The sequence below is a fragment of the Bacillus sp. OTU530 genome, from assembly GCF_038440375.1.
In genome coordinates this window covers 36,979-54,999 of the sequence record NZ_JASATP010000020.1, presented here as the reverse complement: position 1 = coordinate 54,999, position 18,021 = coordinate 36,979, and the positions used below count along the sequence as shown (strand labels likewise).

18 protein-coding genes are annotated in these 18,021 nt (G+C 42.0%); 3 read left to right on the top strand and 15 right to left on the bottom strand.

Annotation, left to right across the window (positions count from 1 at the left end; genetic code table 11):
- Window positions 1-7 precede the first annotated feature (7 nt).
- The 14 genes from AAHB12_RS16135 to AAHB12_RS16070 all read right to left on the bottom strand — a co-directional run bounded on the left by AAHB12_RS16135 (window position 8) and on the right by AAHB12_RS16070 (window position 15,350).
- Window positions 8-967 (bottom strand): U32 family peptidase, encoded by a 960-nt coding sequence (locus tag AAHB12_RS16135; protein WP_342046025.1) that lies wholly within the window; start codon window positions 965-967, stop codon window positions 8-10.
- Complete coding sequence (locus AAHB12_RS16130) at window positions 968-2,149, bottom strand: cysteine desulfurase family protein (RefSeq protein ID WP_342046024.1); 1,182 nt, start codon at window positions 2,147-2,149, stop codon at window positions 968-970. It abuts the gene before it with no gap.
- Between the two features lie 12 nt (window positions 2,150-2,161).
- On the bottom strand, window positions 2,162-2,518 hold the full coding sequence (locus AAHB12_RS16125; protein ID WP_342046023.1) for an iron-sulfur cluster assembly scaffold protein: 357 nt from the start codon (window positions 2,516-2,518) through the stop codon (window positions 2,162-2,164).
- 13 nt (window positions 2,519-2,531) lie between these two features.
- On the bottom strand, window positions 2,532-3,710 hold the full coding sequence (locus AAHB12_RS16120) for a LuxE/PaaK family acyltransferase (RefSeq protein ID WP_342046022.1): 1,179 nt from the start codon (window positions 3,708-3,710) through the stop codon (window positions 2,532-2,534).
- Window positions 3,711-4,656: 946 nt separating this feature from the next.
- Window positions 4,657-4,920: a DUF1292 domain-containing protein gene (locus tag AAHB12_RS16115; RefSeq protein WP_129726446.1), complete on the bottom strand. Its 264-nt coding sequence runs from the start codon at window positions 4,918-4,920 to the stop codon at window positions 4,657-4,659.
- Window positions 4,921-5,292: 372 nt separating this feature from the next.
- Entirely contained in the window at window positions 5,293-5,583 is a 291-nt protein-coding gene (locus AAHB12_RS16110) for a hypothetical protein (RefSeq protein ID WP_129726447.1), read from the bottom strand.
- Window positions 5,584-5,731: 148 nt separating this feature from the next.
- The gene (locus AAHB12_RS16105; RefSeq protein WP_342046021.1) at window positions 5,732-7,672 is read right to left on the bottom strand and encodes an AMP-binding protein; all 1,941 of its coding nucleotides are present in this window, start codon (window positions 7,670-7,672) and stop codon (window positions 5,732-5,734) included.
- A 163-nt stretch (window positions 7,673-7,835) separates the two neighbouring features.
- Entirely contained in the window at window positions 7,836-9,374 is a 1,539-nt protein-coding gene (locus AAHB12_RS16100; RefSeq protein WP_342046020.1) for an acyl-CoA carboxylase subunit beta, read from the bottom strand.
- A gap of 3 nt (window positions 9,375-9,377) precedes the next feature.
- On the bottom strand, window positions 9,378-10,166 hold the full coding sequence (locus AAHB12_RS16095; RefSeq protein WP_342046019.1) for an enoyl-CoA hydratase: 789 nt from the start codon (window positions 10,164-10,166) through the stop codon (window positions 9,378-9,380).
- 12 nt (window positions 10,167-10,178) lie between these two features.
- Window positions 10,179-10,391 (bottom strand): acetyl-CoA carboxylase biotin carboxyl carrier protein subunit, encoded by a 213-nt coding sequence (locus AAHB12_RS16090; protein ID WP_342046018.1) that lies wholly within the window; start codon window positions 10,389-10,391, stop codon window positions 10,179-10,181.
- Window positions 10,392-10,459: 68 nt separating this feature from the next.
- On the bottom strand, window positions 10,460-11,797 hold the full coding sequence (locus tag AAHB12_RS16085; RefSeq protein ID WP_129726452.1) for an acetyl-CoA carboxylase biotin carboxylase subunit: 1,338 nt from the start codon (window positions 11,795-11,797) through the stop codon (window positions 10,460-10,462).
- Window positions 11,798-11,808: 11 nt separating this feature from the next.
- Window positions 11,809-12,954 (bottom strand): acyl-CoA dehydrogenase, encoded by a 1,146-nt coding sequence (locus tag AAHB12_RS16080; RefSeq protein WP_129726453.1) that lies wholly within the window; start codon window positions 12,952-12,954, stop codon window positions 11,809-11,811.
- 179 nt (window positions 12,955-13,133) lie between these two features.
- Window positions 13,134-14,108 (bottom strand): YbgA family protein, encoded by a 975-nt coding sequence (locus AAHB12_RS16075; protein WP_342046017.1) that lies wholly within the window; start codon window positions 14,106-14,108, stop codon window positions 13,134-13,136.
- 252 nt (window positions 14,109-14,360) lie between these two features.
- Window positions 14,361-15,350: a Gfo/Idh/MocA family protein gene (locus AAHB12_RS16070; RefSeq protein WP_342046016.1), complete on the bottom strand. Its 990-nt coding sequence runs from the start codon at window positions 15,348-15,350 to the stop codon at window positions 14,361-14,363.
- Between the two features lie 136 nt (window positions 15,351-15,486).
- Between AAHB12_RS16070 and AAHB12_RS16065 the strand changes: the two genes are divergently transcribed.
- The 3 genes from AAHB12_RS16065 to AAHB12_RS16055 all read left to right on the top strand — a co-directional run bounded on the left by AAHB12_RS16065 (window position 15,487) and on the right by AAHB12_RS16055 (window position 16,994).
- Window positions 15,487-15,639, top strand: a complete 153-nt coding sequence (locus AAHB12_RS16065; protein WP_165350687.1) for a hypothetical protein — start codon at window positions 15,487-15,489, stop codon at window positions 15,637-15,639.
- A 35-nt stretch (window positions 15,640-15,674) separates the two neighbouring features.
- Complete coding sequence (locus AAHB12_RS16060) at window positions 15,675-16,103, top strand: OsmC family protein (protein ID WP_342046015.1); 429 nt, start codon at window positions 15,675-15,677, stop codon at window positions 16,101-16,103.
- Window positions 16,104-16,436: 333 nt separating this feature from the next.
- The gene (locus AAHB12_RS16055) at window positions 16,437-16,994 is read left to right on the top strand and encodes a YpiB family protein (protein ID WP_342046014.1); all 558 of its coding nucleotides are present in this window, start codon (window positions 16,437-16,439) and stop codon (window positions 16,992-16,994) included.
- Between the two features lie 188 nt (window positions 16,995-17,182).
- On the opposite strand, the gene AAHB12_RS16050 is transcribed toward AAHB12_RS16055, so the two are convergent.
- The gene (locus AAHB12_RS16050) at window positions 17,183-17,974 is read right to left on the bottom strand and encodes an HAD family hydrolase (RefSeq protein WP_129726458.1); all 792 of its coding nucleotides are present in this window, start codon (window positions 17,972-17,974) and stop codon (window positions 17,183-17,185) included.
- Window positions 17,975-18,021: the final 47 nt, after the last annotated feature.

Sequence of the window (18,021 nt, the reverse complement as noted above, 5' to 3'; positions counted from 1 at the left end):
CGCCCTCCTATACATACATTTGATTGGTGCGCGTAGGAAGATATGTGCAGCGGCACTTTTCACAAAACCTCGGTACCCACTTCATAACCCACATTAATTGTTCCTGCTCCATGACTTCCTTCTTGCCTGCAATAGAAACGCTCTCAAGTCCAAGCTCTTTCCATTGCCGGAATACATCTACTACAAGAGAAAGAGAAACAGGGTTTGGGGCTTCTCTGCCTATAAATTTAATGGCGCGTACACCAGCCTCCACAAGTTCTTCCAAATTGCACAAACTGCAGTCTGTTGCACTATCAAGTAACGTCATCTGACTCACTATACTGCCGCCTGGAAACTCTACACGATAACCAGATCGTATCCCTTCGCCTATTTCAGCATTATTAGGACTCTCCCACAGCCGGCATGCTGCCGGCACGCTGCCGGTACCAAAGTTCCCGGTTATCATCATCTCAAGACCTTCTTGTTTCCAGCGCTTTATTTCTTCAAGCGTTGTACTATGCCCTACTGTAATACGAGCAATCCCCTTTTCGCGAAGCATACGGACTGCGTACTTATTTACGGGAGCAATCGTTGATCCAGAAATGAAGGCTACACGCTTTTGAAAGCCCTTTAAAAGTTCCAGCGTTTGAAACGAAGAGACAGTCACAAAATCCACTCCCAATTCAACAGCTTGGGCCACGTGCCCTATGTATAGCTGCTCAAGTTCCCGTGGAATATATGATGCATTCGCCATAAAGATAACCTGAACGCTTTTCCTCTTGGCAAGATCCATCACTTCTTGAAGCGATTCCCAGTTTTCAAAGTGCGCTGGATATCCAGCGACGGTTTGGAAACGATTATCAAAAGAAAGCTGCTGGAGCAATGGATGTCGAACACCGACATAAATTTCATCAACTCCAGCTTCTAACATTTCCTGCAGCATAAACTTGGATCGTACAGGCGCAACAAGCTTTAATTGGTCTAACATCTACACCTTCTCCTTTACTTGCGGAAGCATCTGTCGCAGCGTATATACAGACTGAGATAAACTTCGAATCAGGTAGTCTATATCTTCTCGTGTTGTGTACTTTCCAAAACTGATTCGCAGCGATGATTTAATTCTATCTTCAGAATGTCCTAATGCCTGCAAAACATGGGACAGCTTTACTTTCTCTGAACTGCAAGCGGATCCTACAGAAACTGCTATGCCGTATATCTCATTCAAAATTGCCGCCAATGCTTCGGAACGGATATGAGCAAATGCCACATTCAACGTTCCTGGTAAGCTATGACCGGTGTCTATTGTTCCATTTACATCGAAATCTGCTATTGACGTCTGCAACCTCTCCAACAAATAAGCCTTCAATTCTATCATCTTATCGTATTGTACAGGCAGTTCCGCATACGCCAAGCTGCAAGCAACTCCAAATCCTATGGCCCCCAGCACATTTTCCGTTCCGCCACGCCAGCCATTCTCCTGACCTCCCCCATGTACTAAAGGCTGCAAGGATGTCGAGTCTTTCATATATAAAGCACCGACCCCCTTCGGTCCATATAACTTGTGAGAAGAAAAGGATAGCGCATCAACTCCTAAATCCTTTACATGTACAGGAACTTTCCCAACAGCTTGCACCGCATCTACATGAAAGAAAACATGGGGATTGATAGCCTTTATCGTTTGAAGCATTTGCTTAATAGGTTGAATAGTCCCCGTTTCATTATTTGCCATCATAACTGAGACCAACACCGTATTCGGACGCATTGCTTGCTCCAAGCTTTCAATTTGAACAATACCTTCTTGGTTAACAGGTAAATATGTGACCTCTACTCCTCTATTCTCGTAGAAGCGGCACACTTCTAAAGTAGCTGGATGCTCAATTTGCGTAGTAATAATATGGACATTTTCCTCCTCAAAAGCATGCAAATATCCCTTCAAAGCAAAGTTAACCGCCTCTGTTCCACTTGATGTGAAAATAATTTGATTGTCTTCCCCTGCACCAATTAGCTTGCAAGCTTGTAATTTCGCTTCTTGCACTTTGCTTTTAGCTATTCGGCCAAGAGAATGAATGCTAGAGGGGTTCCCAAATGTACCAATATGCTCTTTTAAAACATCCACCACTTCCTCACGAAGAGGAGTGGTGGCATTGTAATCAAAGTATTTGCCAATCATAACGAGAGCCTCCTACACAGCCACTTGTTCAAGTTGAGTAAACAATTCGTGCAGAATGTACAGGCAATGCATTTGCGGAGGCTCTAGTTCCCCTAGCATTGCTTCACGTATATCAATAGGTGTGGCTATAATCTCTGATAGTTGCTTTCCGATGATATAATGAGCAAAAATATCTGCTGTGGCAAGAGATGTAGCACAGCCGTATGCAGTGAATTTTGCATCCTCCACTTTTTCCTGGACAATGCGTAACTTTAAAAAAATCGTATCTCCACAAACTGAATTGCCAATTTTTAATTCCTGGTTCGCATTTGGCAACTCACCTGAATGTTTAGGATTACTGAAATGAGCTACAATGGTTGGGTTATACATCCTCTTTCACCTCCTAAGGTGCAACAGTAGTTTTTTGAGCTTCTACTTCATCCATGTGCTTCTCTAGGTTAATGGCACAGCAACCAATTTCAGCACCTGGCACACGGGTAATGTAGACAACCTTTTGTCCATTCCGACCGCACTCACATGTATTTTCTTTTTCTAAATAAACGAGATCTTCCGTTAGAATGAACCCCGGATATGACAAAGATGTTGGATCCATAATTGCCAGAACACCGCGTCGGCCTTGCGGAACTTCTTTGCTTAAATCCTTTGGATCACGAAGAGAAAAATGAACCCATGGCGGTACATGTTTAGATTGCTTATCACACTCAATTGCTAATAAGTTGGCTTCAACAAGACCGTACATATCACGGACATTTTCCTTAGGGATGCCTAGATACTCGGCACAGTCTTCATTAAACTGTGAACGAGGAATTTCCATACCAGAGAACTTCTTCCACCCTCCAAGATTTATTACCATGGTTCTTTTATCAAGCTTTAAGCGGATAGCATTTGTCTTCAAATACTTAACAAGTTTATACACAAGGAAAGGAGGGCCAATGATATGACGGGTATGCATATTCTCCCATCGTTCCAGGACTTCAATAGCTTCTTGCGGCTTAAATGAAGCACGCTTTACTAGACATTTTGTCGCATCGAATAGACCCGAAAGCATGTTTAAAGCCTTCACCATTCCCATCTCTGGTATTTCCTCTGGTGAAGGGAACAAAAATAAAGCAGCGCCCCTGGAAAACATAAAGATGTCCCTGTACATCGCATAGAGGCTGAATATACTTCGGTCAACTGTCTCACGGTCACGGCGAGAAATACTAGGAATACCGCTTGTGCCTGTACTGCGCATTTCAAATTCAATGTTGGTTAATGAAGTAGATAATAAAAGATGAGAATCTGGTCTTTTAAAACTGGTGACTGGAATCAGAGGAATCTTATGTAGGTCTTTGAAGTCTTGAATGTCCGCTGGGGTAATATTGTTGTCGTCACAAAGCATTCGATAATACGCATTGTGTTCGTAATGATATCTGAAGTTCTCTGACAGCAAGTAACCCTTCATTTCGTTTACTTTTTGTTCCTCCCATTGAAATACGTCAGAAACAGATCCAATTACAGCCTTGACCGGATCGATTCCAACGTTATTCAAGCTCTCTAATACGGTGCGAACCTCTTTCATAACAAGTCCCCCTTGATTTTAATTATTTTATTATAACAACCAAAAGATATTAGTTTTATAACAATATGAGAATGCCAAAAACCAATACCTTATAGTGTCATTACTGGGACATAACGTTAAACACATGGATAATTTAGCAAAGGTAAAAAATATTGTCAATATTCTATCTATTATTTTCATTACGATTTACAATACCTTAATATCAATGTTTCTCCGGGTTCATTACGATTTGTAAACAATGTAATTTATTCATAAACTGAAACAAAAAATTATATAAGAAAAGTTTATAATATAATATTCTCTCTTTATATTTCTTCAAATTTAGCTATTTTCAAAATACTGAGTAATATATAGGTTTAGGGCAACGTAATTTTTTATAACGCTTTCATCCTTTGCATATAAAGAAACACACCTTTCCATTCTCTATTATTTCACTTTATAAAAGCTTACTATGCTGATTGGAATTTCTTATTTTCAGCTTCTGCTTGCTCAAAATAACGAAGTATAATTCTGTGCAATTAAGTTCACTGATGCATCCCCCTGTTCCTTGCTCATCTTGCTATAGCCACCTCCCAAAAACTTATCGTCAGCTTCTTGCTAACTTTTTTATAAATTAATTTTATTTTTTTTGTGTTACAACAAAAATGAACTTTTACATAGTGCAATTCATAAGAAAATCTTTGATAATCCTATAGGGCTAAGTTAAAAATTAGACCATCAACCTAAAAAAATTACATACTCTCAAAGCAAAAATGATTCTATGTTGACGTTTGTTGGTGGATTATACAATAAGTTAACATTTCTATCTAACAAGGAAGCCTTGACGGAGTGCTACAATAGGAGATTTATTGGGAAAGTCATTCAAATGTTCCTGATTAGATAACCTAAAAAACCTTGCTGCTACGCAGCAAGGTTTTTTAGGTGTAATGTATAACATGTAGGCATCTTACTCATCCATACTCCCCTCAAACGCAGCAGACACCTGTTCAAACTCCTCGTCACTCTCAATATGTGACAAATTCCCATCTTCTTCTACTCTAAAAAAGAAGATATCAATGTCTTCACCTGTTTCCTGTTGAATGTCTTCCACAAGACCAACAGCCACGTATTCCATTCCTTCGACATTCATAATTCCCAGAACCTCAAATTCCTGCTCCTGATCATCCTCATCGCTAAGAGTAAAAATTTCGCCTACTTCAATTTTTTCCATACAATATTCTCCTTTCACAGCAGAAAGATAAAGTGTTCCAAACCGTATGCATACCAACATATGTTTCCATATAAAATCCAATTCATGCGCAAAAACAATAAATTCTTATTTCTTTAGAGAAAATCACTATTTGTTAGGTGCTTGTACAAATGTTTGCAACAGGCTTTTTACAGCTTGTAAGCATTCAAGAAAACTCGCTGACTGGCGAGCCCTGCACTTGGGCGAAGACAAAGGCGTAGTTACACTTATACTACATTCCTAAAATTTCCATCTGCGGCACATTCACTTCTAGCTGGAAATTTATCCTTTCCTACAGTGCAAAACAAAAAACCCTGCTTATGCAAGGGTTTATTTCCAAAGGTCAGCATCTATTTAGTGAAAAGCTTGTTGAATCGATTCTTCCACACCTTGTTCAATCTCTTCATACTGATCGAGCGCGGCCTTAAATAATTCCTTTGTTGTAATGTGTTCCACTTCTTCGCCGTCTATATAGGAATAAAGCACGTACAATTCGTTATTATCAGCCTTGCTGCTAATAGCGTTTGCATCAACGTCCTTACCAATTTCCCAAATCCGCTGTTTATACCCGTGACAAAGATGAAGCGTGTGCACAATAACGGTGTTAGACATTCTACTGCCAAACCACCTATCCCAAAGTCCCAATTAAGAATCCCCCTCTTATTTCTTACTCCTATCTTATTCTTATCATCTCATATCATTACACTGACGGAAATATCTTTTTGCAAATATCTTTGGATAAATTTATGAATACAAAAGTCCAGAAATGCCGGATTGCTATCCCATTTGCCCGCTATTTCTTTCTTTGCACTGCTAAAGCTTGAATAGCTATAACAATTTCAGGGTTCACAAGGGTGGACAAATCCCCAAGAGCCTCTCCTAAAAATGCCGCTTTAATAACGCGGCGCATTACTTTTCCATTGCGTGTTTTTGGCAGATCAGCAATGCAATGGATCACCTTCGGACAAAGCGCCTTACCAATGTGCGTGCTGACAAGAAACAGCAGCTCTTCTTGTAACTTCTTTGTATAAATGGCTCCTTCGCTCAGTACGACAAAACAATGACTCACCTCTCCCTTCCTTTCATCTGGTACCCCAATTGCCGCTGCCTCCACTACGTCGGCATGCTGCACGAGAACAGATTCGTATTCCGCTGGTCCGATCCGCTTTCCAGCGATGTTTAGCGTATCATCAGAACGACCGGTAATAACGTACTGTTCTCCGTCAAATTTCACCCAATCACCGTGCACCCATTTATTTTTGTACCGGGACCAATACGTGTGGATGTACCGCTCATTATCCTCCCAAAAACTCTTTGTCATGCCCACCCATGGCTTTTCAATACAAAGCTCCCCTACCTCGCCAACAAGCGGGCGACCCTCTCCATCTAATACTACGGCTGCCATTCCTGGGAGTGGTGAGTTAAATCCCATCGGTGCAATCGGTTTTACAAGAACATTGCCGAAAATACCACCAGAGATTTCCGTTCCACCTGAGTAATTAAAAATCGGAAGTCTTCCTTTTCCAACAGTAGAAAATAACCAAATCCAAGGATCCAAGTTCCACGGTTCACCGGTAGAAGCAATTACCTGTAAGCTTGCTAGAGAATACTTCATGACCCACTCATCTCCCTTTGCCATAAGAGAACGGATTAAGGTCGGTGAAATGCCTAAATGCGTAATTCGATGGCGATCCGTCATTTCCCACAGACGGTCTGCAGGAGCATCTGGCACTCCATCATACATCACCATTGTCGCTCCATTTATAAGCGCACCAAACAGCAGGAAAGGGCCCATCATCCATCCCATATCTGTTACCCACATAAGACGGTCTCTTGTTTGCACGTTCATGCCAAATGCAGCATCGAAGGACGCCTTTAGAGGGAAGCCAGTATGTGTATGCACCGTCCCCTTCGGTTTCCCAGTTGTACCGGATGTATGAATCAGCATAAGCGGATCATCACTTTTCATCTCAAGTGACTGGCGCAAGGGCTTTGCGTTCTCTAATTGATTCCATAATAGATCATATTTTTTGGGCGGACATACATTTCCTGCATACCGGACAACAACAACCTTTTCTACTGTTGCGCACTGCTCACAAACACGATCCACTTCAGCCTTTAATGGTATTACTTTTCCCCGGCGCATAAAGCCATCCACTGTTACAATCATCTTTGACTTTGCTGCCTGTACGCGTGCTGCCGCTGCCGCTGCCGCAAACCCCGAGAAGATGGGAGACACAATCGCTCCAATCTTCATAGCAGCCAGCATCACAACAGCCGTTTCTGGAATCATCGGCATATAAATTGTAATACGGTCACCCTTTTGAATTCCTTGCTGCTGCAGGCCGCCAGCAACACGACTCACCCACTCATCCAGCTCTTCATAGGTAAAGGTTCTACTTGCTCCGCCCTCTCCTTCCCAAATGAGTGCAGGTTCTGTTCTTACTCCATTGTCTTTTATCCAGCGGTCTAGCGCGGATTCCACAACATTGCACGTACCGTTTACATACCATTTTGGAAAAGGAATACCATTTTCTAACTCCAGCACTTCAGTATATGCTTTCATCCAACGATAACCAATGGCTCGCTCCGCTTCCCCCCAAAACCAAGAAATATCTTCAATCGATTTTTTATAAAACGTCTCATAATCAGTAAACCCAAGTGATGTCATCCATTGATGTAAGCGAGTGGATGACTTGTATTCTTCTGTCGGAAACCAAACAGCCTTATTCATATTTCCCCATCTCCTTTAAAGACAACTTGCCAATTAGCGAGCCATTAGATCATAGTCGCACTTACACTGTATTTCTAAAATTTCCGACTATGTCGAATGACTTCTAGCTTGAAATTTAAACTTTCCTATAGTGTGAAAAAGCAAGTCCGGAGAGAGGACTTGCTTATACTGGATATACTGGGTGCTTACGTTCTGTAAATATTTGATATTTGCTCCTATATACATCAAAACGGCGAATAAGCTCTTCTCGCAGTTGGTTGGGGTGGACAATGCCATCAACAATCATCTCAGATGCAAGATGATAAATATCAATATCTTTTTTATATTCTTCTCGTTTTTCCTTTACAAAAGCTGCTCGATCTTCCTCTCCAAGAGCAGCAATTTTGTTTGCATACACAGCGTTTACAGCTGCTTCTGGCCCCATCACGGCAATCGATGCTGTCGGAAGAGCTAAACAGCAATCTGGCTCAAATGCAGGACCGGCCATCGCATATAACCCGGCTCCATACGCTTTACGGACAATGATTGAGATCTTCGGCACGGTTGCCTCGCTCATAGCGGCAATCATTTTGGCACCATGTCGAATAATACCCGCTCGCTCTACTTTCGTACCAATCATAAATCCTGGTACATCAGCCAAAAACAAAAGAGGGATATGAAATGCATCACAAAGCGCAATAAATTTAGCAGCTTTATCCGCAGAATCTTGAAACAGTACACCACCCTTTATGCGAGATTGATTCGCTACAATTCCAATCGGTTTTCCATCAATTCGTGCTAAGCCTGTAATAAGTTCCTGCGCAAACAGCTTTTTAATTTCAAAAAATGTATCTTCATCTATAATACGGTGAATGAGGTCCATCATATTGAAAGGAGCATTTTGATTTTGTGGAATGATCTGCTCAAGGTTTTTTTCAAATATTTTCGAATCTTGGGGAGCTACTGACGGTGCTGTTTCCAAATAATTACTTGGGAAATACGCAATATACTGGCGGGCGAGTGATAGCGCTTCTTCTTCCGTTTTGCATAACACATCACCGCAACCAGATACGGAGCAATGCATACGTGCGCCTCCCATTTCTTCAAGTGTTACTTTTTCGCCGATAACCATCTCTGCCATACGCGGAGATCCAAGGTACATTGATGCATTGCCCTCGACCATCATGACGACATCGCAAAACGCAGGGATATATGCGCCTCCTGCTGCAGACGGGCCGAATAACAAACAAACTTGCGGCACTTTACCTGATAACTTTACTTGGTTATAGAAAATACGTCCTGCACCTCGTCGACCTGGAAACATTTCGACTTGATCTGTAATACGCGCCCCAGCAGAATCAACTAAATAAAGAAGAGGAACACGCAACTTCTCTGCTGTTTCTTGAATACGCAAGATTTTTTCCACTGTACGAGATCCCCAAGAACCCGCCTTGACAGTAGAGTCATTTGCCATTACGCAAACAGTACGACCATGAATCTTTCCAATTGCCGTAATAACACCGTCCGCTGGAAGATCTTCACTATCGCAGTTTGCAAACATCGCATCTTCTGTAAAATCCTGATCATCAAACAATAATACAAGCCGATCACGAACAAATAGTTTTCCCTTTTCCTTATTTTGTTCATGGTACTTACTTGCACCGCCTTGCTTCGTTTTCTCTATTCGTTCTTTCAGCGTCATCTGTTTTTGCTGCTCTAGCATGTGCTACTCCCCCTTATACAACGGTTTTCGCTTTTCTTTAAACGCTCGCAGTCCCTCTACCCGATCTTTTGTCCCAATTACTTCTTCATACGCCTCTCGCTCCAGCTCCAATCCAGATTGTAAGTCCGTTTCGATTCCTTGGGAAATGGCACGTTTCGCCATTTTGACAGCAATCGGGCCGTTAATGACAATTTTTTCGGCGATTTCCATTGCTTTCTGCTCGAGTTCTGCCAAAGATACAACATGCTCTATTAATCCGTATTGATAAGCTTCTTCTGCCGATATCCGTCTTGCAGTATAAATAAGCTCCTTTGCACGGCCAAGTCCGATTAAACGCGGCAAACGCTGTGTGCCCCCAGCTCCTGGAATAATGGCTAATGAAGTTTCAGTAAGTCCGAGAATTGCAGTGTCGGAGGCAATGCGAATATCACACGCGAGGCTTAATTCCAATCCCCCGCCTAATGCAATCCCATTAATTGACGCAATCACAGGCTGCGGAAGCGAAGCTATCATATTAATAGACGAGCGGATCATCGAAACTGCCTGACGTACCTGTTCTTCATTCATTCTAGCTCTTTCTTTTAAATCTGCGCCGGCACAAAATACCTTCTCTCCGGTCCCTGTTATAATAACAGCACGAATTTTCCGTTCTTCTTTCACCTGTCCCAAGGCAGCCTGCAGTTCTTCTAGCAGGGAGATCGACAACGCATTTGCCTGTTGCGGCCGGTTCAGAGTAATCGTTGCGATATGCGGCGCAATGTAGTCTAAACGAATATTCTGCCATCCAAGCATTCTATCACCTGCCTATTCGAGCTCTGCTAGCACATCGCCTTCATTCACAAAATCCCCTTCGGCTACAAATAATGTAACCAATCTGCCAGATTGCTCCGCAGTAATCGGGATTTCCATTTTCATAGATTCCAGAATGACAATATCCTCACCTTCTTCGATCCTATCTCCGATACTTACAACAATTTTCCATACACTCCCTGCCATTGGTGCATATACCTTTGCCATACTGTACCCCCTCTTCAAATCAAAATAGGCTTTACCACCCCATCTATAAATGGGGCGGTTCAATAGATTCATTTTTGGATAAGTCGCTTCGAAACAAAGCTTGTTGTATATATTCCGCTTTTAAACACCTCGTCCTGCAAGACTTGCAAAAGCATCGGAATATTTGTTTTAATTCCTTCTATTTTTATTTCTTCAAGAGCCGCTCGCAGCTGCTGCATTGCCTCTTCTCGATTTGCGCCATGTGCAATCACTTTCGCCATCATCGGGTCGTAAAATGGTGTAATTCTTAGTCCTTCTTCTAGGAAATGGTCAATACGAAGGGATGACGGCAGTTGAAGAAACTGAATTTCACCAGGTGAAGGAAAAAACGTCTTTGGATCTTCCGCATATATGCGCGCCTCAATCGCATGACCGTTTCTGTCTACTTCCCCCTGCGTAAAGGATAAGGCTTCTCCATATGCAACGCGAAGCTGATGCTCCACAAGATCTAAACCTGTAATTGCTTCCGTAACGGGGTGCTCCACCTGCAGACGCGTATTCATCTCAAGAAAATAAAAGTTTTCCTGCTCATCGACTAAAAATTCAATTGTTCCTGCATTTTTATAGCCGATTGCCTTTGCGGCCTTGACAGCGATCTCTCCCATCTTACGCCGCGTTTGCTCGCTGACAAACGGAGATGGAGCTTCCTCTATCACCTTTTGGTTCCGGCGTTGCACCGAGCATTCGCGCTCCCATAGGTATACAGTATTTCCAAATGAATCTGCTAACACCTGTATCTCAATATGATGCGCATTTGTCACAAGCTTTTCCATGTACATTTCATCGTTTCCAAAGAAATTTTTTGCACGTGTTTGATTATTTCTAAACGCTTGGATAAGCATTTGTTCATTGTCTACAACCTGCATTCCAATCCCTCCCCCGCCGGCAGATGCCTTTAGCATAAGGGGATACCCTATCGATTTTGCAATTTCTTTCGCTTCCTCCGCTGTAGGAATAGGAGCAACGATACCTGGTACGACAGGAACGCCCGCCTGTATCATCGTTTTGCGTGATTCAATTTTGCTTCCCATCTGTGCTATCACATCAGCAGCAGGACCAATAAAGACGATTCCCTCTTCCTCACAGCGCTCGGCTAAGATTGGATTTTCCGACAGTAATCCATAACCAGGGTGAATCGCCTCGGCCCTCGTTTTTTTGGCAATCTCAATGATTTTTTCAAGATTTAAATAACTCTCATGTACACGCGCCCCTCCAACTTCATACGCTTCATCTGCCAGCTTCACATGCATAGCGGATACATCTGCTTCTGAATACACAGCCACGGTGGTAATCCCAAGACGCTTGCATGTTTTGATAATCCGAACAGCAATTTCACCCCGATTCGCAATGAGAAGCTTAGAAAACATCTCCATCCCTCCTATCGACACCCGAGATGCCTTGCAATAACCAAGCGTTGAATTTCCGACGTCCCTTCTCCAATTTCCAATAGCTTAGCATCGCGCATATGGCGTTCTACCTCATATTCCTTCATGTAGCCATATCCTCCATGAATTTGCACCGCTTGATTCGCAGCCCGGCTTGCAGTTTCTGATGCAAAAAGCTTCGCCATTGCCGCTTCTTTTCCAAACGGCTTATTATGGTCCTTCAGCCAAGCTGCCTTATATACCATATTCCGTGCAAGTTCAATCTCCATTGCCATGTCCGCCAGCTTAAACTGAATCGCTTGAAATGTTGAAATGCTTTTTCCGAACTGTTTTCGCTCCTTCGAATATTGAAGTGCCCTATCAAAAGAAGACTGCGCAATACCGACGGCCAATGCGGCAATTGAAATACGTCCGCCATCTAGTGTATACAAAAATTGGTTAAAGCCCTTTAACGGATCTCCCAGTATGTTTTCCTTCGGCACATGTACATTGTCGAGAATAATTTCGCAAGTATTAGAAGCGCGAACTCCCATTTTGTCGTACGGACTTGAGATCTTTAATCCTTTGCTATCCGTGGGCACAATAAAGGCGGAAATCCGTTTTTTCCCTCGTTCGTCTACACCGCTGTCAGCGGTTACAATAACAGTCCCGGCATACTCTGCGTTCGTAATCCAGCACTTCTCTCCGTTAATTACATATTCATCACCAGTCAGAACCGCCCTCGTTTGTGTCCCTCCTGCATCTGACCCGGCGTTAGGCTCTGTCAATCCAAATGCCCCCAAGGTTTTGCCCAATGCCATTGGAACCAGATACTTTTGTTTTTGCTCCTCCGTACCAAAATAATAAATAGGAGCTGCTCCGAGAGAAATCGTAGCCGCATAGCTGAGTCCTGTGCCACCACAAGCACGACCGATTTCTTCTACTGCGAGCGCATAAGAAATCATATCTCCGCCAGAACCACCGTATTCTTCAGGAAACGGAATCCCCAGCAGTCCAAGCTCCCCTAACTTTTGGAACGTCTCTTGCGGGAACTCACCCGTTTGATCATAGTATACTGCCTTTGGCGCAATCTCCTTTGCCGCAACCTCGCGAACCATATCTCGAATCATTTGCTGCTCATTCGTTAATGAAAAATCCATCGTTCACACCCCTTATCATTTCTGCATAACAGCATATGATAACGAACCCCAACACAGATAATTTGAGCAAAAATGTCCTTAGTTTATTGTAAAGCGTATGCTAGTACAATAGTCTAAAAAAAATCCTACATTGTTCTACAACAATGCAGGATTACTTAAAAGGACGATACTCTTCTTATTTAGTAGTCGCGTCCTTTTCCGGAGTCAGTAATTTCCACCAACGCCTCAGGATACGGCTCGAAATATGTTTGTCTCAGTAAATATTGTTCTTCAAACCGAATAGCCCACGACCGCAGCAAAGTCAACACGCTGCTTAACGGAATTTTCTTCTCCTGATACTTTTGGAGAAGCGACAGAAAATGCTCCTTTTCCTCTTTCTTAAGCGAATCTTTAAAATACCCAAAAATATGCTGACAAACATTAATATTGGATGTATAACGCGCCGCTCGCTTTAATAGTGCATATAAAGCCTGTTCATAAGCAGCAAACACCTCTGCCACCGGACGCTTCTCATGATTTGCGACAATTCGACCCATTTCCTTTAGCTTTGTCTGGTTATATGCCATAAACAAATATTTTTGATCCGCATGAAACTGCACAAGACGCTTCATAGTTGGTTGCGATTTCAAGACTTTAAACTCAGTAATTGTAAAGAGCTTCGTAAAAAAATGCTCCCGAAGTGTAAAATTCTTGAGCCTTCCCTCCTCTTCAACCGCAAGATGGCCAAATCGCTCTATAACCTTTCCGCCAAACAAGCCGCTGCCTTTGCCGTTGCTGGGAGATTTATTACTTCCAGCATATATTTTAACATCGCGTGTACCGCAGCTTGGGGAGCGATTTTTTAAAAGAAAGCCATCTACATCAGGCAAAGAGCCTAAAAAACGTTCTGCAAACTGCTGCATCCGATCTGTTACATCTTCTCCAGTTGATGGCTGCACAAGCCGCTGCATCCCACTCTGCTTCTCCTCCACAATGCGAATGGTTTCCCGTGGTGTTCCGAGATCGATTTCCACCTCCGGACAAATGGGGATAAACCGCACATACGGCATTAGACTTTTTACAATTGGATCTGAGATAACGTCGCCATTATAACGACATGCATCAAATTCTAGACACTTACTTACTACAACTATTGGTTTGGAAAAAGTTCTCATACAATCCCTCCGACATATAACTCCGTACGGTGTATCGTTTCTTTTTAATCCTATCACTGCAGTTTTAGCCAAAGAGCTCCTAGCTTCTCATATAAGCGACCTAGAAGGATATATTCTCTAGATAGTATCGTACACATATATACGGTATAAACCAAAATGTCTGCTGCACTTTTTGTACGAACCAGCGCCGTATCTATCCCTGCCGGGCAAATAAAACACCTGTCTATTCAAAACAAAAGGAATAGCATAAAGCTATTCCTTCTTATCGCTCGGAAACACAACACCAATTTGCTTGCGGGCTTCATCAATAATTTCCATCACAGCAAGCGAATTAGCATGAGAGTTTGTGGAAGATTCCAGCTTCCCTGCTTGAATCAGTTCAATAAACTCCTTTGCCTCATAAAACATTGAATCACCTTTTTGCGGTTGTGTAATATTCTCTACTGTTCCATTTCGATAATAAATTTCCACTTGTTCTGGTGTATTTACCTTATCTATTCTTATATTTCCTTCTTCTCCTTGTATCTCAAAAGGAATTGTGGAGTTTGTAATTTTCGAATACATAATAACGGCTTCCATCTCTTCATACTTCAGCAAAATACTGCCTTCGCCATCAACACCCGATTCAAGAAGCAGCCCGTTTGCTTGTACCGCAAGCGGTTTACCGAATAATACAACGAGCGGATAGATACAGTAAATCCCAATGTCTACCAAAGCACCATTTGAGAATGCTGGATTAAAGGCATTCAACACAACACCTTGTTTATACGCATCATACCGAGAAGAGTATTGGCAATAGCTCGCCACATACCTGCGAACCTTTCCAATTGTATGTATATGCTGCTGCACAGTTTTAAAATTCGGAACAAGCGTAGATTTTAACGCCTCCATAAGCAGCACATTGTTTTCCTTTGCTGCCTGAATCATAGCTTTTACTTCAAAAGCATTCGATGCGATTGGTTTCTCGCATAATACATGCTTGCCGTGATTCATGAAAAGAATAGCTTGCTCTGCATGAAATGAATTAGGACTAGCGATATATACTGCATCAATTTCTGAGCTTTTTGCCATGCTTTCCAAATCAGTAAATGTTAATGTTACGCCATACTTTGCGGCAAATTCCGTCGCCCGCTCACTCGTTCTGGAATACACAGCAGTCAGGGAAAAATCATCCAATTGACTCGCCGCTTGCAGAAACGACTCTGTAATCCAGTTAGTACCAACTAAACCAAATTTAACCATGAATTTATCTCCTTTATTTATATTAGCTTTTATTATTGTACTTGTTTACGGAGAATACTTCCATATTTTACGCCATCTTCACCTGACAAACTTACATATGATTGACAAATACTATGTATTACAGGAGGTGATACACATGGGAAACAATCAAGATCCATTTGTAAAGAAAAAGCAGCATGCAGACGGTGAATATGATAAAAAGACGGTGACAATCGATAATAACGGCAATTACGCTCTGAACGCACCTACAAACAGCGAGATTCTCCGGTCAGACAGAAATCGAAAGTAAAGCACTATGTTACGTAGTGTAACAGGGGGAATCACATGAAAATGAACATAACTTGGACTGGGCAAATGTCCTTTTCTGGCAGTGCTCCATCAGGACATGAAATTAAAATGGATGCAGCAACAGACATAGGAGGACAAAACAGCGGTCCGAGGCCTACAGAACTCCTTTTACATGCAGTAGCCGGCTGCACCGGCATTGATATTATTTCTATTTTGCAAAAAATGCGTCTCAACCCGAGCTCCTTCCGTATAGAAATAGATGGTACACGAGCAGAGGAGCATCCAAAACGCTTTACAACCATTCATATTTTATATGCGCTTGAAGGAGAGCTGCCCGAAGAAAAAGTAGTGCGGGCTATTACATTATCAAAAGATAAATATTGCTCTGTTTCCCATTCACTGAACGCGGATATTTCGGTTAGCTATTCAATAAATGGCACGATAGGATCACAGCTGATTCAGTAAAGAAAACTCGCTGATTGGCGAGCCGTTAGGCGAAGGCAGAAGCGTAGTTGCCCTTACACTATATTCCTAAAATTTCCGACTCCGTCGAATGACTTCTAGTTGGAAATTTATACTCCCTTACAGTGTAAACAAACGAGGACAGTTCTCCGAACGATGAATTGCTTTTACTTCATTGCTCGGAGGACCTTTCCCCTGCACCGGGCCAACAATGTACTGAAACAAAGCACTTTTTATTCCTCACTTTTCCATCACGAAATTCACCAATTTATGGTATCATTTTAGGTAGTCCTATTTGCAGCTATCATTCAAACTAAAAAAGCAGGTGAATTTTGTATGAGAAAATGGATATCAATAACAGAAAAGCGCAATTTCTTAAAATGGTTTTTAGACAATCATCGCCTGAAATCTACGGACGCACGCAAAATATTGGAATTTATCATACACCGTCCTCATCTTTTGGAGAACCTCTCCTTTGTTGATAAAATAAAGCCTCGCGAAAAAACAATAGTTGTTTCAAGTATGCAATCAGATGAAAGCGGCTTTGCCTTTTACGACCGTTATCGAAAAACAGAAGATGCATCACAAGCTTTACATGACTTAACGCTCAATCCATCTGAAAAGGTAAATCTCATTTTAAATTTCTACGGAAAATTATTAAATCATCGTTACTTACAAATGCTAGACTCTCCTGAAGCTGATTCCATTCATTTGTACGAGCAATCAGAACGTCACGCAAGAGCAGCTGAAGCCCTCATTGAAAAAATTTCACATGAGCAGGAAATAGAAAGGGTTAAGCGGCAAATTGACGAAGCCTTAGACAAAAATGATAGATTGTTATTTGAACAGCTAGTGTCAAGACTTCAGGAGCTAGACAAAAAGCGAACTGGATAAAGAAAACCCGCCGATTGGCGAGCTCTGCCCTTGGGCGAAGACAGAGGCGTAGTTGCCCTTACACTTGATTTCTAAGATTTCCAACTACATCAAACTGTCTTCCTGCTAGAAATTTATACTTTCTTACAGTGTAAAATAGAAAAACAAAAAGGCGGACAGTTGCCGAGCCTGTCCGTCCTTTCGTTTTTTTATTTATTATTAAGCTCAGCAAGAATAGGATACAATTCCTCTAAATGCTTAATTTCATAGCTAGGGATTACTTCGTTTCGCTCTTTATCATGACGATTAATCCAAACGGACGTAATTCCAACGCGAGACGCTCCAAGAATATCTGTCATTAAATTATCGCCAACCATAATCACGTCATCTTTTTGAAGACCCATTAATTCTAAGGCGTGCTCAAAAATGGATGGATCTGGCTTACCTCTTCCAAAAGCACCAGAGATCACGATCTGGTCAAAATAAGGAACCAACTCAGGCGTAATATCAAGCTTTGTATTTTGTAAATCCGGTGAGCCGTTTGTTAATAATAGTAGCTGATATTTTCCCTTTAGCTCATCCAACACCTGGAATGTTTCATCATATACAAACGGACTCTTACGGCGCTGTGCAGGGAACATTTCCGCTAGCTCTTCACCAAATGCAGGATCATTAATCCCAAATGCTTGAAGTCCCTTCGTCCACGCATCTTTTCGATATGTCGGAACAATTCCCTTCATTTTACGGAAATTATCATCATCGTCTAGGAAGTTCCCCCATAGTCCTTCAAATGGATTAATACCAATCATTTGTGTAAATTCATACGTTTCATAAGAGGCATACAGCTCTCTTGCTTCCTTGCGAACCGCTTCTTCAAACGCCTCAGGATCGATTCCGTATTTTTGTTGTGCGGCTTGGCATGTTGCCTTAAAAGCTTCCGCTACGCTCTTTTGATCCCAAAGAAGCGTATCATCAAGGTCAAAAAAGATTGCTTTAATCATCGTCGTATACTCCTGTCTCTTTCTTTTGTTTTTCTTAAAAGTTTTAT